At 41.1% G+C, this 16,303-nt stretch carries 14 protein-coding genes and 1 pseudogene; 6 read left to right on the top strand and 9 right to left on the bottom strand.

The features are described from left to right. Positions 1 to 159: 159 nt before the first annotated feature. The 6 genes and pseudogenes from HY063_01550 (at position 160) to HY063_01525 (ending at position 8,241) form a co-directional block, all read left to right on the top strand. Positions 160 to 1,080, top strand: a pseudogene (locus HY063_01550) (AAA family ATPase). Between the two features lie 3 nt (positions 1,081 to 1,083). Further along, positions 1,084 to 1,692, top strand: coding sequence for a hypothetical protein (locus HY063_01545; GenBank protein MBI3500450.1), 609 nt, complete (start codon positions 1,084 to 1,086; stop codon positions 1,690 to 1,692). Positions 1,693 to 2,118: 426 nt separating this feature from the next. Beyond that, positions 2,119 to 2,352, top strand: a complete 234-nt coding sequence (locus tag HY063_01540) for a hypothetical protein (protein MBI3500449.1) — start codon at positions 2,119 to 2,121, stop codon at positions 2,350 to 2,352. Positions 2,353 to 2,363: 11 nt separating this feature from the next. Next, positions 2,364 to 3,773, top strand: coding sequence for a hypothetical protein (locus HY063_01535; GenBank protein MBI3500448.1), 1,410 nt, complete (start codon positions 2,364 to 2,366; stop codon positions 3,771 to 3,773). A gap of 349 nt (positions 3,774 to 4,122) precedes the next feature. After that, positions 4,123 to 7,533, top strand: a complete 3,411-nt coding sequence (locus tag HY063_01530; protein ID MBI3500447.1) for a gliding motility-associated C-terminal domain-containing protein — start codon at positions 4,123 to 4,125, stop codon at positions 7,531 to 7,533. A gap of 15 nt (positions 7,534 to 7,548) precedes the next feature. Further along, the gene (locus HY063_01525) at positions 7,549 to 8,241 is read left to right on the top strand and encodes a hypothetical protein (protein ID MBI3500446.1); all 693 of its coding nucleotides are present in this window, start codon (positions 7,549 to 7,551) and stop codon (positions 8,239 to 8,241) included. 8 nt (positions 8,242 to 8,249) lie between these two features. Here the strand turns inward: HY063_01525 and HY063_01520 are convergent, their stop codons facing one another. From HY063_01520 to HY063_01480, 9 genes are all read right to left on the bottom strand, one after another. Further along, entirely contained in the window at positions 8,250 to 9,515 is a 1,266-nt protein-coding gene (locus HY063_01520) for an ABC transporter permease (GenBank protein ID MBI3500445.1), read from the bottom strand. A 3-nt stretch (positions 9,516 to 9,518) separates the two neighbouring features. Continuing rightward, positions 9,519 to 10,478 (bottom strand): ABC transporter ATP-binding protein, encoded by a 960-nt coding sequence (locus HY063_01515; protein MBI3500444.1) that lies wholly within the window; start codon positions 10,476 to 10,478, stop codon positions 9,519 to 9,521. Positions 10,479 to 10,490: 12 nt separating this feature from the next. After that, positions 10,491 to 10,907 carry a nucleoside-diphosphate kinase gene (ndk, locus tag HY063_01510; protein MBI3500443.1) on the bottom strand — a complete coding sequence of 139 codons (417 nt, stop codon included), beginning with the start codon at positions 10,905 to 10,907 and terminating at the stop codon, positions 10,491 to 10,493. A gap of 136 nt (positions 10,908 to 11,043) precedes the next feature. Continuing rightward, on the bottom strand, positions 11,044 to 11,649 hold the full coding sequence (locus HY063_01505; GenBank protein ID MBI3500442.1) for a hypothetical protein: 606 nt from the start codon (positions 11,647 to 11,649) through the stop codon (positions 11,044 to 11,046). 36 nt (positions 11,650 to 11,685) lie between these two features. Then, entirely contained in the window at positions 11,686 to 12,525 is an 840-nt protein-coding gene (locus HY063_01500; protein MBI3500441.1) for a T9SS type A sorting domain-containing protein, read from the bottom strand. Between the two features lie 54 nt (positions 12,526 to 12,579). Next, on the bottom strand, positions 12,580 to 13,398 hold the full coding sequence (locus tag HY063_01495; GenBank protein MBI3500440.1) for a T9SS type A sorting domain-containing protein: 819 nt from the start codon (positions 13,396 to 13,398) through the stop codon (positions 12,580 to 12,582). A 96-nt stretch (positions 13,399 to 13,494) separates the two neighbouring features. Then, entirely contained in the window at positions 13,495 to 15,219 is a 1,725-nt protein-coding gene (locus tag HY063_01490; protein MBI3500439.1) for a tail fiber domain-containing protein, read from the bottom strand. Positions 15,220 to 15,246: 27 nt separating this feature from the next. Next, entirely contained in the window at positions 15,247 to 15,501 is a 255-nt protein-coding gene (locus HY063_01485) for a hypothetical protein (GenBank protein ID MBI3500438.1), read from the bottom strand. Positions 15,502 to 15,595: 94 nt separating this feature from the next. Then, positions 15,596 to 16,261, bottom strand: coding sequence for a hypothetical protein (locus HY063_01480; GenBank protein MBI3500437.1), 666 nt, complete (start codon positions 16,259 to 16,261; stop codon positions 15,596 to 15,598). Between the last annotated feature and the right edge of the window lie 42 nt (positions 16,262 to 16,303).

Below are 16,303 nucleotides of genomic sequence, written 5' to 3'. Positions count from 1 at the left end.
GTTTGGATGTCTTTGGCTACGATCGGTTATCAAACGAATCAAACGCTCTATCAAGTAAAAACAGGATTGTTTAAACAGTTCCTTGTGCAACAACTCAGAACACCACTAACTCATTTTCACTAATCTTGCGAAAGTCCTAAGGAGTATTATAATGAAAAATATTTTTCTTCATATGCCCATAAATATAATTTCTTCGCATATAATGGACACCGACAATTAAAGGATACAAAAGTAGAAGCATTTAAAAATTTTGAATTTAATCCTATTACGGAAGCATTAACATTTAATAAAACTCATGTTAATTCAAACTTATTTCAATGGATAGCCAATAACAAAACAAGGGCTGCGCTCTCATTTCAAAAAGGCAACAGAGAAGATTCGGAGAGATACCTATCTTCAATTCAGAAAATTGAACAGGCAATAGGGGATATTATCGGTAGAAAAATTGAGTTTGTAGTTGATGAAGATTCTCTTAATGTGATGATAAAACTTGATAATGAAGCAATGCATTATAATACTTTGGCAGATGGATATAAGTCAGTAATCAGTTGGTTATCAGATTTGATTTTTCGGTTAGATTATATGCCAAGAGAAGGCAAAGAAAATTTCACTTTGTTCTTAGATGAAATAGATATTCATCTTCACCCTTCTGCACAGAGAAGAATATTGCCGGTTATTCAAAAACTATTTCCACTAGCACAGATATTTCTTACTACCCACTCACCTTTTGTAATTGGGTCAATAGATGATGCCGTGGTTTATAAATTCAAATTAGATGAAAAAGGAAATTCTGTTTTGGATGGTGAACCATTCCTAACAGAAGACGCTAAGAGTTACCGATATGTTCTTGAGCAAGTGTTTGACATCAACAAACAGTTCGGAATCGAAATAGAAAAAAGATTAGACGAGTTTTACAAAATGCGTGACGAGGCAATTAAAAATTCTTCTAACGATTCTTCGCTAAAGGAATTAATAAAAACCGCAAAAGAACTTGCTGTTCAAAGTAAAGAATTGAGAGCAATAATGGGGAATGAAATAAAGCAACTATCAAGAATTTTAAAAAAAGAAATTACAATTTAATGTATGAGAGAGTTTATAAGAGGACAATCCCCTGACTTTCTCATAAGTAGATGGAGAGAATGGGGCAATAGATATAGAAAAAACCGCCAAAGAAGTTCTGGATTTTCTTTTCAGTGGCCAGTTCATCAAGGACAAGCAATAAATATTTTGCTCGAACCACTTTTGGCACAACTTACGAATGACCACTGCTCCTTTTGCGACAACTTTCCGATAAGAACCAAAGAAGATTCCATTGACCATTTCAAACCCAAATCAAGACCTACATATTACACGCTTGTATGTCAATGGGAAAATCTTTATTACTGTTGTCAGAATTGCCAGCAGTATAAAAGAGAGCAATACAACCAATTTCTTTTGAGACCAGATGACATAAACTATTTGTTTGACAATTATTTCATTTATTCTTTTGCTTCTCACGAAATAAATGCAAGTCCAACTTTGTCCCCGAGTTTAAGAAGAAAAGCAGAGACGACAATTAATATTTTCGGACTCAACGACAAAGGTCATATTGCAGCAAGACGAATTTCTTTAGAACGATATGAGAGCAAAAAAACGTTAGGAGAAGTTATTGAAATCAATGACTTTCCCTATCGCTATACAATTGTAGAGTAGTATTATTAACAAAACAAAAATCGGGACAATTACGCATTTACTTCACCGCTTTTTTCGGTAGACAGAAACTTTATAGGCAGACAATTTTCAAATAATAAAATTCACAGCGGACAGACGCTACATTACGACAGACAAAAAAGAAGGGTATGCACCTAACAGCGGGCTTGCGCAATGCGGGCTTCATTGGTAAAATAAAGTTCATTGCATTTTATTATCTTCGTTCTCGCGGACAGCGAAGTGCTCCGAAACCCCGCACTTCGCAAGCCCGCGGAACGTTATGAACAAGCGCCAATACAAATACAAAAAACATTATCTTTAGACAATTATGTAAAATGACTTTACGCTACTCCCGCTGGTCAGGATTTGATAATCCTGACCGAAGAGTTGAGGGATTTGTAATCCCCAATTCTGTTTTACATTTGCCTTGTGGGATTTCACTATAAAATAGAACAAGGCAAAGCGCATTTTGTAACGCTCACAGTTGTTGATTGGATAGATGTTTTTACACGTGAGAATCATAAAATGGCAATTGTTGATTCACTCAGGTATTGCCAGGGTGACAACTCCTCACTCCGTGACAGTTGTTCCATTGCGGACAGCCCTTCAAATGCAAATCAAATAAAAAAAGGTAAGCAGAATTTCGTACTTTTATCCTCATAAAAACACAATACATGGAAACACTTACACAAGGAAAAATTACTCATAAAAATATTTTTGAAGACTATCTTCAGTTAATTGAAAGAATGAGACTTGAACAGAAAAAGAAGGAGGAATTAGGAATATTAACTTTTTTGGAAAATATTATTTTGCTACAGGAAAGAATAGTACAGGAACATTCTTCTAATAGAAAAATCAATAAAAAACTTCTAGATGGAATTCATTCAACAATCAATGAATTTTTAAATAATTGGTATCAGTTACTTGAACTAGGAATAGTTAAAAATATACTACCATCCTTTGTATATAATTTTATTCCCACAATTCCCCTTTTAGAGAAGGTAAACAAAGATAATTATGATGATTTCGTTAGATATATTACGAAATTACATCCTCCAATCCAATGCTTAACTAGAGAGACATCTATGGAGATGAGTGGTTTTTTAGAAGCTATAGCTAGTAGTAAATTACCTGAAAAAGAGAAAAATAAGATGATTCAATCGCAACAAGAAAAATATTTGTATAAAAAACGAAAAGCAGTTAGAAAAAAAACTGGACTTTATTGGGCAGAACATACACATAAATCATATTCAAATCCCTCACATTTTTTTCAGTATCTAGAATATTCTACTGGAAAAAGATATGCCAAGAATTATTTTCAGATTGATGATTTGAAAACATACTATTTTCTAAGCGTTGAAAAATTACATAAACTTTTTGGGAATCTTAATATTGAACCCCAAATGGAAAAACTATTTGATTTTGACGAGAAGACAGAAAATGTTATATGGGAAGTTAATGTAAATCTTGAATCTAAATACTACGATGCAGGAAATATTTCATATTTTATGATGGTTTTTAGCCAGGGAATAAAATCAATTGGTGATATAGATGTTGAATTAAATAGTTGGGGAGATGGAAGTAAATGGTTTCAATTTATTTTAAAAATAAAAAGCCGAATTGCTCGATTAGATTTATTGGAAGTTATGAAACAGCTTCGCCAAAATATGGAAGCGGTTACATATGGAAAACCTTTAGACGAGATTAAAAAATTAGAAGCAGAAGCAAAAAAATCCAATGCTGAAGCTGAAAAAATAAAAAAGGAATCAGCGAATATTGATTCTTCCGAAATGGCATCAGCAAAATCTAATTTAGATTATGAAGAAAGAAGAGCAAAGATTGAAAATATACAAGCCAATACTCTTAAAACAAAAGTTGAAGCATTAAAAGGAATTGCCGAATTAATAAATGATGGAGCATTCAAGAATGATGGAAAGATGACAATATTAATGAATGATTGTCTTTTTGCTCACAAATTAGACCACAAAGCTTTATTAGGTAATGTAGATATGATTGAAGCAAAAGAAACCGTCATTAAAAAGGATGATGAGCCCAAAAAGGGTAAAGAGGAAAAAGTTAAATAATAATACGTTTTGTTTGAGCAACAGGTTCACTCTCGCCCGACAGTTGCGCAAGCCGGACAATCTCGCACACAGAACAACGCGCTTCGTAGACAATTCTTTTTCTCAGCCGACAAATACTTGTTTTCTCACCCGACAACTTTTTCAACGGGCAGACAATTCAGAAAATAAGAGCGCCTGTTTATAGCAAGTTTGCTCTATGCGTAGAGCATCCTCATCGGCTATCGGTTTTGAATTTGGAATTTATTTGTCATTTGATGCTTGTGTTTTGGGATTTTAGAGATGCCCTAAAGTAATTTCAAAATCATTTCTATCTTTACCGGATAGATTTTGCTCCTTCATTTCTTCCGGCATGAAAAAAATAATTACTTCTTTCTTTTTTATTTATTCTTTCGCTGCGTTCGCGCAAAAAATTCCGGTGGTGATGAATCACCAGTACTGCACCACTGCGCGCGTGGTGTGCAGCATCAGCAACACGCCTTCCGAGGGCTCGCTTTGCAATGCCTCGTGCAGCGGCAACAATAACTTAGTGAACGGAACAAATTCCTGTTTCACCGGAGGGCTCACGCGCTGGGGATTTTACATGTTCAGCATCGAGCAGTCGGGCACGCTCACCTTTACCATCAATCCGAACTCACCGAGTTTTTTCGATTGCGGTGATTATAACTTCGCGCTGTTTGATGTGAGCAATGGCTGCGGAAGTTTAGGCAACGCGCTGCGCTGCTCCATTGCCGATGACGGATGCACGGGAGCGAACACCGGCTTGAACATGTCTGACCCCGATACATCGGAAGGCACAGGCGGAGACGGCTGGTGCAAATACCTGAACGCGCAATGCGGACACACTTATTTATTATGCCTCGATATTCCGGGCAATGACGGAAACGGATTCACGCTTTCCTTCGGAGGAACGTGCACTTTTGGCGCGCCTGCCGGATTCACCGCTGTTCCCGATACAGTTTGCCAGGGGCAGCCGGTAAATTTTTCTCTCACCTGCAATGTAACCAACGCATTCATCACGTACTCGTGGAACTTCGGTCCGAACGCAACGCCTTCCACGTTCACCGGACAAAATCCTCCGCCCGTAACTTTTTCTGCCAACGGTCCGCAAAACATAACGCTCACTTCCACTTTCACTGCCGGAAGTTCATGCGTGAATTCTTCTTCGCAAACTGTTTTTGTTACCAATGGCGCGCCCACTTCTGCGTTTACTGCATCCTCTCCCGCCTGCCTGGGAACAAATACTACGGTTACTTACACGAGCAATGCATCTTCAGCCGCTTCGTATAACTGGAATTTCGGAGGAGGAACTATTGTGAGCGGAAGCGGGCAGGGTCCGTATGTGATTTCCTATTCTTCTGCCGGAACGTATACCATTTCGCTCGATGTTACCGAATGCGCAACGCCTTCGGGACCCACCACGCAAACGATTACGGTTTTCCCTTCGCCCGTTGCCAATGCAGGGCCCGATGCGAGCATTTGCGCAGGCACTTCAACTACTCTTAACGGAAGCGGAGGAGTGAATTACGGATGGGGACCCAGCGGAGCGGGATTGAGTTGCACGCTTTGCCAGAATCCTGTTGCCACTCCAAGCGTCACCACCACATACACGCTCGCAGTGATGGATGCCAACGGCTGCACGAATACGGATATGGTAACGGTTACAGTAAATCCATTGCCTTCGGTTTCCATTTCAGGCAACACCACTATTTGCGCAGGCAATTCAACCACGCTTACTGCCAGCGGAGGAAATTTTTATTCGTGGAGCACAACGGCAACTATGGCTTCCATTTCTGTTTCGCCTTCAGCGAGCACAACTTATTCTGTCGTGGGAGTGGATGCGAACGGATGTTTCAATGTTGCGTCAACTTCCGTAATGGTGAATCCGCTTCCAACTGCAAATGCAGGAGCGAATGTTACCATTTGCGCGGGGCAAACCACTACGCTCAGCGCAAGCGGAGGAATAAATTATGTATGGACTCCTTCTTCATCGCTCAGCAATCCGAATAGTTCAAATCCAATAGCGAATCCAACTTCCACCACAACGTATACCGTCACGGTTACCGATGCGAACGGATGTTCGAATAAATCTTCCGTAACAGTAACCGTGAATCCGATTCCCGTTGCAAACGCAGGGCCGAATCAGAATATTTGTTTCGGAAGTTCAACAACACTCAGCGGTTCGGGCGGAATTAATTATTCATGGGTTCCTTCCACTGCGCTGAGCAATCCGAATATTTCAAACCCGGTTGCGAATCCAACTTCAACCACTACGTATACATTGATTGTTTCCAACGGAAACTGCGCCAGCGCTGCTTCGGTGAATGTTACGGTGAATCCGAATCCAACGGCAACCATTTCTTCGCAATCGGTTACGTGCTGCGCTCTTTGCAACGGAAGCGCAACGGTAAGTCCATCGAACGGAAGTTCTCCTTATACTTTTATCTGGAGCGACCCGCAAGCGCAAACTACACCAACCGCATCCGGACTTTGTAACGGAACTTATACGGTAACTGTTACCGATGCGAACGGTTGTTTCGCAACGCAAACAGTTTCCATTGCTGCGCCCGTTTGCCTCACCGCTTCTGCCACCGCCACTGCCGCTTCGTGCAACGGAGGAAGCAACGGCACTGCAACCGTAAATGTGAACGGAGGCATTCAAAACTATATGTACTTATGGCTTCCTTCGGGTGCGAATTCTTCCACCGCCACCGGATTATCTGCCGGTGGCTACACGGTTGTCATCACCGATGGAAACGGATGCACCATGATTGCAAGCACAACAGTTTCACAGCCGCCCGCCATTACTTCTTCGCTTTCTTCCATGAATGCAGGATGCGCAATGACGAATGGAACTGCGACCGCAAACGCAGGCGGGGGAACTGCGCCTTATACTTATTCATGGAGCAACGGGGGAACAACTTCTCAAATCTCAAATCTCGCTTCTCAAATCTATTCAGTAACCATTACCGATGCGAACGGATGCACGCACACCGATACCATTTCTGTTTTTGAAAATCCTCCGCCTGTTGCATCCATAAGTGGCAATGCCAACTTATGTATAGGCGAAGGCACCACGCTCACGGCTTCGGGTGGCGGAACGTATTTATGGAATACATTTCAGAGTTCGCCAAACATTTCGGTTGCACCCACCGTTACCACAGGATATTCTGTAATTGTTACCAGCGGCAACTGCACCGACACCGCTTCGGTGAATGTGGTGGTGAATGCGCCTCCCGCGGTGGATGCCGGAGCAAATGTTACCATTCCCATCGGCTCAAGCGCGCAACTTTTCGGCAGCGGAAACGGTAGCACGTATAACTGGTCGCCTTCTTCGGGATTAAACTGCACCAACTGCCAGAACCCAACGGCTTCTCCGCAAACCGGCACGTGGTATTATGTGATTGCCACCGATGCCAACGGCTGCACGGCTATGGACAGCGTGTTTGTTTTTGTTGACAACACCTGCCAGGAAATTTATCTGCCCACCGTTTTTTCTCCCAATGCCGATGGCGAAAACGATGAATGGCGCATTTACATTAACAATCTTGCCTGCATAAAAGATTTTAAAATCATGGTGTGGGACAGGTGGGGAGAAAAAGTATATCAGTCCGCCAATGCCGATTTCCGCTGGGATGGCACTTACGCGCGCGGCTTGCAGAACGGAGAAGAACGCACTGCCGTGTTTGTATACCGCATGAAAGCCGAAATGCTGAACGGTGATAAAATAGATAAGAAGGGAAATGTGACGGTGGTGAAGTAGAGATTGTTCCATTTAATGTTTTTTTTAAAAATAATAATTACTGTCATTTTTTTATTTCCCTTTTTATTATTTGGTCGGGATAGCATTCCGGAGAAAAATAATTATAGAAATGAAATTACTATGGGATTCCCAATGCTTCCTCCTTTCTTCTTTAATGTTGGAGAAGGATTAAAGGGTAGTAGTAGTCCGACCATTCATTTAAATAGTATGGAACATTTTCTTTTTTTTCCTCCCGTCAATCTTTCTTATAGGCATAGTTTTGAAAACAACAAGCTAAAAAAAATGCAACTTGGTATTACTTACTATCAGGTACCGATACATTATAGCACAGTTTCCGTAAACACCAAGCCAGTATCATACTATTTTATTAATGCCGGCTTTTTGAGAAAAATAAATAAAAATAATAGAATAGATTTTTCTTTTGGCTACGATTTGTTTTTAGCATATATTAATTCGCAATCTTATGCTTCAAGTGGAATTTACATAAAAGATATGAGCACCAATATTGCAGGTATTGATATTGGCTTTTCATTGGCAACGCATATAACAAAAAATTTTTTTATTCAAGTTGAACAATATTTATTAGTCGGATGGCAATATAATAATGGAACGATAGTGCAAAATCGTTATAATGAAAATGTAATTAATTATCCGTGCCTTTTATCGCCAAAGTTATTCGGCATTAATTTTGGATATAGGTTTAATTAGAGCGTTTTCTAAAACATCTTCAGAATATTTTTCCGGAAGAAGCGCAGCGAAATAACTGTCAGAACAATTCCCATTCCGAGCAAAACTCCGATGCGCGAGAGAAAAGTGGGATCACTCAGAGGCAGTTGTCTCCAGAAAATATCGTAGAAGCCCTGAATGCTCCAGTAATTTACCGCGATGACTGAAATTTTCTGCATCCACTCCGGCATGATGAAAGAAGGAATCATGCTTCCGCCAATGGCGCTTATTGCAAGAATGATGAAGCGGCTCATCACATCCACCTGCTGGCGGGTTTTCGCTATGGAAGCAAGAAAAATTCCGAAACTCGAACAAGCAAACACGGTGGCGAAAATTAAAAGGAGCAGCGCGGGAACATTCTGAAAAATATTCAACTTGAAAACGAAGTAAGAATAAATCATCATGATGATTAACTGAACGGTTGAAACCGCATTTGCCGCGAGCATTTTTCCGAAGAGAATCTGGTTGGGATGAATGGGCGAGACCAGAAGTTTTCGCAGCGTGCCTTCTTCTTTTTCGGTGAGCAAACCCGCGCCCATTGCCGCCATGCTGAAGAGAAGCATCATCACCGTTGTTCCTGCCACTGCCTGCACCAATCCCGGTCCCACTTCTTCCTTTTGCTCCACAATTTTTTTCATTTCAATTCCGCTCATGAAATTTCCAAAGCCGTTTTGCTCTGCAGTTGCCGAGTCCTCTGCAGTGGTGTCTGCATGTTTTTCATAGTAGGAAGAAATAAGCGCGCTGATGCTGTCGTAAAATCCTTCGAGGCGCGCAGTGTCTTTCACTTCCACCTGCTTGACGAGTTTCTTTTTCATTCCCTGCGCACCGTTCAGGCGGAAAAGATTTGGAATGAGTGATTGCTGCAGCATTCCCACTTCGGGTTCTTTGGCTTCATCGTACTGCAGTTCCATGGGAAGTTTATTTCCGCTGCGCAGTGAATCTGAAAAACCTTTTCCGATGACAAGCACTGCATTTTCTTTTCCTTTCTTCACGGCTTGCTGTGCTTCAGCAAGCGGAACAGGAATCGTGCGCAGATTTTTTTCCGAATCGAGAAGCGCAATGGCATTGCGCGATTCTTGGGTGCTGTCTAAATCGCTTACGAGCAAAGAAATTTCTTTCGGCTCCGAATGTTTATCCATTCCTCCGAATGCGAGCGCGAAAAGAGAAATGAGCGCAACGGGCAGCGCAAATGAAAGCAGCAGCGCGCGTTTGTCGGTGAAAAATATTTTCAGTTCTTTTTTTGCTATTCTAAACATAAGTTAATCCCGTAATTCTTTTCCCGTTAAACTTAAAAATATGCTTTCGAGCGTTGGGCGCTGAATATCCACATGTGTAATTTCCAATCCGAATTTTGAAAGGCGGTTGATGAGCCGCAGCAAATCATTTTTAATGTCATTGCTGAAATACAAAAGCGCACTATTGCGGAAAATATAATTTCTGCCGGGCGCTTCGCGGTTTTCTTCTTCCATGAATTTTGAAATTAAGTTTTCATTTTCCACGCGCTCGTCTTTGATGTTTGCAATTTTAATCACGATGCATTGCTTTGTATCGGTGGCGCTGCGCAGTTCATCGAGCGTTCCCTGCGCAATAATTTTTCCGTTGTCAATTATGCCGATTCGCTTGCAGAGGCGCTCGGCTTCTTCCATGTAATGCGTGGTGTAAATAAGGGTGATTCCTTCCTTGTTCAGTTTTTCAATCACTTCGTAAATTAAATTGCGGCTTTGCGGGTCAATGCCTACGGTGGGTTCATCCATGAAAATAATTTCGGGCGAGTGGAGCAGGGCAGAGGCAATGTTTATTCTGCGCTTCATTCCTCCTGAATAGGTTTTTATTTTATCCTCTTTTCTTTCATAAAGCCCAACGAGTTTGAGAATTTCATTTGCCTTTGCTTTTAATTTTTCCGAAGGAAGAGTATATAAACTTCCCCAGAAGATTAAATTATCATACGCAGACAATTCCTGGTAGAGCGCAATTTCCTGCGGCACCACTCCGATGATGCGTTTCACTTTTTCAGCGTCTTTATTCAAATCGAAACCGTTCAGCGAAACTTCGCCTGCATCCTGCCGCGAGAGCGTGCTGAGAATGCTGATGGTGGTGGTTTTTCCTGCTCCGTTGGGTCCGAGCAATCCGAAAATTTCTCCCTTCTCAATGGAGAAACTGATTCCCCTGAGCGCTTCCACGCTGCCGAATTTCTTCGTTAAATCTTTAACTTGAATCATCGAAAAACGAAATTATACCCGTTCGAACATAGTAAAGAAAAAATCTCCTTCCATCTTCGCATTGGCATCGCTGTCGGAACCGTGAATGGCGTTGGCATCAATTGATTTTGCAAACAGGGCGCGAATGGTTCCTTTCTCTGCTTTTGCAGGGTCGGTGTTTCCAATTAACTTCCGGAAATCTTCCACCGCATTTTCTTTTTCAAGAATGGCGGCAACAATGGGACCGGAACTCATGTATTTGATTAACTCGTTGTAAAACGTACGCTCGCGGTGAACCAGATAAAACTTGCCTGCCATTTCAGGAGTGAGTTGCACTAATTTCATGGCAATGATTTTAAATCCTGCTTTTATAATCCGGTCAAGAATAGCGCCCGTGTGTTTGTTCGCCACGGCATCGGGCTTAATCATGGTGAAGGTTCGGTTGGACATAAAGAAAAGTTAGTGGGCAAAAATAATAATCTCCCGGTAACGAAGTAACGAATTCTGGTAACGAATGTAACGAATCAGGGTTTCAGCAGTATTCGTAAAATTTGTAATCGGATTCGTTACTTCGTTACCAGGAAGATTACCTTTTGAATACCACTAGCGAAGAAACAATTTCTTTGAAAGCGGAAATTTCTTCTTTGGTGGCTGTGCGCTTGGCAATATTCATGGAAACCGAAAACGCATTGTGAAACTCCTTGCCGGGATTCACATACGCGATATACTGGTAAAAAACATTTTCCACATATACGAGTTTTGAAAAAGCGGGATACATTTTTTTATTGCTCACTTCGTTGGTTTGTTCTTTCAAATCGTGATTCTTCTCTTTGAAGTTGCTTACATCAGATTCCAAATCCTTATTCACTTCTTCGTCCTGCTTTTTATAGGTGAGCACCTGTATGAGCGTATTTTTCTTCAGGCCTTCTTTGCTTTGATAGAAAATAATATTCGAGTTGTAATTTTTTGCATTGTCCACATCGCCTGTCCAGCCCTTGGGCTCGTGAATGCTGAACAGAAAACTATCACCGTAAATTATTATGTTATCTGCCGCATCCTTTGTGCCGTTCAGCCGCTGGGCGGAGGAGGTATAAGGGATAAGATATAGGGGAATAAGGCATAGGGCATAGAGAAAGTTTCCGGCTGTTCTCTTATACCTTATTTCCTTATTCCTTTTTGATGCGCGCTTCATGAGCGCAAACTTACAAAGTTATTTGAAAAGGATTATTTACTTCACCACCGCCATCTTCTTATTCCCCACACTTCCCTTGCTCGTTTGCAGTTGGTAAAAATAAGTACCCGCAGGCAGCATGGTATTATCAAGCAGCAAATCCTTAAAAGTATCATCTACTTTGTAGCGTTTTACCTCTGCGCCTTGCGTGTTGTATAAAATTATTTCTCCTTCTTTTTCTCCTTTTGGTAACTCATATTGTAAAGTTACTTTGCCCGCGCTGGGGTTTGGGTAAAGGTTACCTAAGCCCTGCGCCTGCATAAGTTGCGCATTACCATCTTGCACGCCTTGGCTTAATGTGCCGGGCAAAGAAAATACTTTTGCCTCTCCATTTCTATAACTTAAAATCATTTTTGTTCCTACTGATGTATTATAAATGGGATATTGCTGTTGTTCATAATTTGGTTTTATCTGTGCAGAACCAGTATCTGAAAAAAGTATAGTTCCATCTTCTTTGTAGATATTAGTTATATAATATGGAGAAGAAACACCGCAAGAACTCCTAATATACATTAACTCTATCGCTGAGTCTGTATCAAATAATTTTTCAGACAAATAAAGTATATCTCCAAGTGAACCGAAACAAAGAGGCAGCGCAACAAGAGAGATGGTTTTAACCAATGAATGATTCATATCATAAATGCTTATGCTCGCCCCGTGTCGATTTACCTTTACATATCTCTCTCCTGATATTTCAAACTTTATTACCATTAGTTGGCTTTCACCAAAGCCCAAACTATTGTCTGTTGATGCAGAATCGTATGTATGTTCCCAAACAATCTGTGATTTTGCACTTATGCTATATGCAAGCAAGATAATGTATATGATTTTTTTCATCTGAGTAGTTTTTATGTTTAGTATCAAAGATAAAAGAAAAGGCGGACTTGCTCTTTATTTCACCACCACCATCTTTTTCGTTCCCACACTACCCTTACTTGTTTGCAATTGATAAAAATAAGTTCCCGCAGGCAGTTGCGTGTTATCAAGCAGCAAATCTTTAAAAGTATCATCTACTTTATAGCGTTTAACCTCTGCGCCATGCGTGTTGTATAAAATTATTTCTCCCTGTGTTTCTCCTTTGGGCAATTCATATTGCAAAGTTGCTTTGCCGGTGCTGGGGTTGGGGTAAAGGCTGCCAAGCCCCTGCGCCTGCATGAGCGCGGCATTGCCCTCCTGTATGCCGGTGCTTAAGGTGCCGGGTAAACTATATACATACGCTTGGTCATTACCCATATGACTAAGAATCATTTTTGTGCCTTGTGGCGTATTATAAATGGTAACCTGCTGTTGTGGAATACTAACTTCATCCCATGAAAAAAGAGAGTCTGCAATAAAAATAGATGTACCATCTTCTTTATATATGCGAGTATGAACTACTCCATCAGCACTAGAATAGCCATATAAAAACTCTATTGCAGAATCGGTATCAAATAATTGTTGTGATAAATAAAGAACAATAAAATTACCTACATGGGGAGGATACGAAGCAAACGAAATAGTTTTTATCAATGAATGATTTAAGTCATAAATAGAAATATTGTTGCCCTCTCTATTTATTTTAACATAGCACTCGCCCAATAATTCAAATTTTACTATCATCAATATATTATCTTTATAATCAGAAGCAGTATCATATTTATGTTCTAATGTAATCTGTGCCGATGCATTTATTGTAAATGCAAAAAACATAATCAGTAAAATGTTTTTCATTTGTTCAGTATTTATTATTGGTAATAATTTACAAAGATAAAAAGGTGAAACTCTCAAAAAAGAATTTCACCTTTTATTTTTAATATCAGCGCCTTGTTAATTTTTCTCCATTTTCTTTGTATCAATTACTTTCCCATTCACTATAAGAGAGTAAGAATACATGCCCTCCATCAAATTTTGTGTATCCGCCTCAATTTTTCCATTGCCTGTTTCTTTTATTTCAACGCGCTTTATTTCCTTGCCGTAAAAATCAAAGAATACAATGTAAGCGCCAGTTACATTTTCAGGAATGAAATAACGAATGGTTGTATTGCTGCTTGTTGGATTGGGTTGGTTCTGATACAATACGCAATTATTTGCAAGTTGAATATTAATTGTTGTTTCGGAATTACCGCTGCCTTTATCTCCTCCGCTATTATTACTGCGCTGAGAACTTTTTGTATTTACTAAACTGTCAACTTTATGGCTTAATTCCTGCACTGCCTTAACAAGTGGTACAACAATTTCACCGTAAGCCAATCCATATTGACCTTTTGTTGAATCTAAAGGAGTGCGAACTATAGAACAAGTGAATCCACAACTTTTGGCAGCCTTTTCTACCTCTTGTGCTATAAAACCTGAATGAATCATTGATGTTGATGGTTGAAAATTCATTCCTGATTGATGTATTTGTTTAATGCTATCAGGCATGTCCTTAATTACAAAATCATCTAACTTTTTTGTATCCATTTGGTAAGTGACCGGACGAAGTTTATTGATGAACTCCAAACCTTTCACTTCTTCTTTTATATTAAATTTAAATCGTCCATCGCTACTATGTACAGTAGCGGTTCCATTTCCACACCAAATATCTGTAACCGCAGTGCTGCCTAATTGAATTGAATAATCTGCATGATTATTCATAGCATTATATCCAAATGCACCTCGCTCGATAGCGGCAGCTGCAACATCCGCGCCATATCCCACGCAGGTATTATTCGAGCCGGTGGTGATAGTTTGCCCTGCATTTCTTCCTAGCGCGGTATTATAACTTGCGGTATTAGCATAACCGGCACCGCGTCCTATAAAAGTGTTATCAGTTCCTGTTGCATTTGTCCAGCCCGCATTGCGTCCCATAAAGGTATTGTAATTTCCTGAAGTGGTATTAGCGCCCGATGCAGAACCGAAAAACGAATTATCTGTTCCGGTGGTGCTTACATTTCCGCTGCTCCAGCCAAAAAAAGAATTGTGTGAATACGAATTTCCAGATGAACCTTTTCCCGCCTGGTATCCAACAACGCAGTTAGCGGTTCCTGTAGTGTTCCAGTAGAATGCCTGATTTCCGCTGGCAACATTATCAATTCCGCTCGTATTTGAAAAACCTGCCTGATAGCCGAGAAAAGTATTTTCGCCTCCAGTGGTTTGCGCCTGCCCCGCTTCTCTGCCCACAAAGGTGCTGGCTCCGGTAGTGGTGTTTGTAACTCCGGCATTATAGCCAATAAATGTATTGTTAATACCCGATGTATTTGCTGTGCCTGCCTGATACCCTACAAATGTGTTTTGAGCGCCCGTTCCGGTAAGCGCGTTGCCTGCTAAATTGCCAACACTTGTATTATTACTGCCTGAGTTAGCATTACCAGCAGAACAGCCAATTGCTGTATTAGTGTTATTAGCCGCTGGTGCCGCAGCAGTACAGCCATTTGAAGCAGTACCGCTTAATGTTGTTTGCCCCTTCACCCCGGCAATGCCGAGTGTAAAAATTACTGCTAAGAGCAGCGCTCCGATAAAATGCGGAGTTCGTCCAATTTGGCGAACAGCAATTTTGTTTGTAGTTGTTTTCATTGTTGTTTTGTTTTTATTGGTTATTATTTAGTTTTCAACTGCAATTTTCCGGTACGCAGGGAAAGTGTCCTCTGCATCAATGCGCTTGTCCTCTGCGCACGTGCCCATGCCCATTGCATCAATGGACGTGAACTCTGCACACGCGCCCGTGCGCATTGCGTCAACTCTCGTGCGCATTGCATCAACTCTCGCGAGCATTGCGTCAACTCTCGCGAACATTGCATCAACTCTCGTGAGCATTGCGTCAACTCTCGCGAACATTGCATCAACTCTCGTGAGCATTGCGCATGTTATCACTCGCATTATTCATAAAACCTCATTTTTTGCTTATTTTTGACTATCCTTATCCCTTTATACCTTATTCCTTATTCCTTTCTCAGGGAACAAGTTCGCTTTTTGGCTCGCTCCAGGGTTCGGGACCTCCTTTTTCGGCTTTATGCACTGCCGCGCTGCTTTTTTTCGGGGTGCGCTTTACGGGGCGGTGGCTCACAAAACAGCGTTTTTCGCTGGTCAACCCGTCAAGTAATGTGGTGGCTTCTGAAGTGGAAGGGGCGTGCGTCCAGTTTTGCAGGGTTGGGTCGTAGGTAAAGCGCCACTCGTGCGCCACCGCTCCGTCTTTACGTTCGCTTTCAGCAGTGGCAATGAGGGTGCCCGGGTCTTTGCCGCGCCTTACGGAAAACGTGCGTTTTTGCGGGTGGGTTTTATCTTTCAGGTGCATACCCGTGCTTTGGGCAATCACAACAGGGTCTTCACCCTGAAGCGGATTGTTCGCCCGTATTTCCACCGTTTTTCCTAATGAGTTAATGAGGTTTTCCAATGCATCGCGCAAATCATTTTTGGTTTGGGTTTTATCGCCTTTTTTATGAGCATCCAGAAAAGCAATAAGCGCGTTTGCCGCTGCATCCACCGTGGAAAGCGCGGGAATGGTGCTGGGGAAATAAGGGTTTATGTTGGGGTTCATGCTGGTGGTTACATGAAAAGAAAATACAGTGAGTTCGGCATCGCTGTATTGCTTGAGGTCGTTGGCAATCTGAACTTTCATACATTAAAGTTTAAGGGTTTATGTGAATTGGATTTTTTGCTT

It is taken from the genome of Bacteroidota bacterium, from assembly GCA_016195025.1.
GTDB lineage: Bacteria > Bacteroidota > Bacteroidia > Palsa-948 > Palsa-948 > Palsa-948.
Note: the sequence above shows the minus strand (reverse complement) of the source record. Positions and strands in the feature narration are given on the sequence as shown.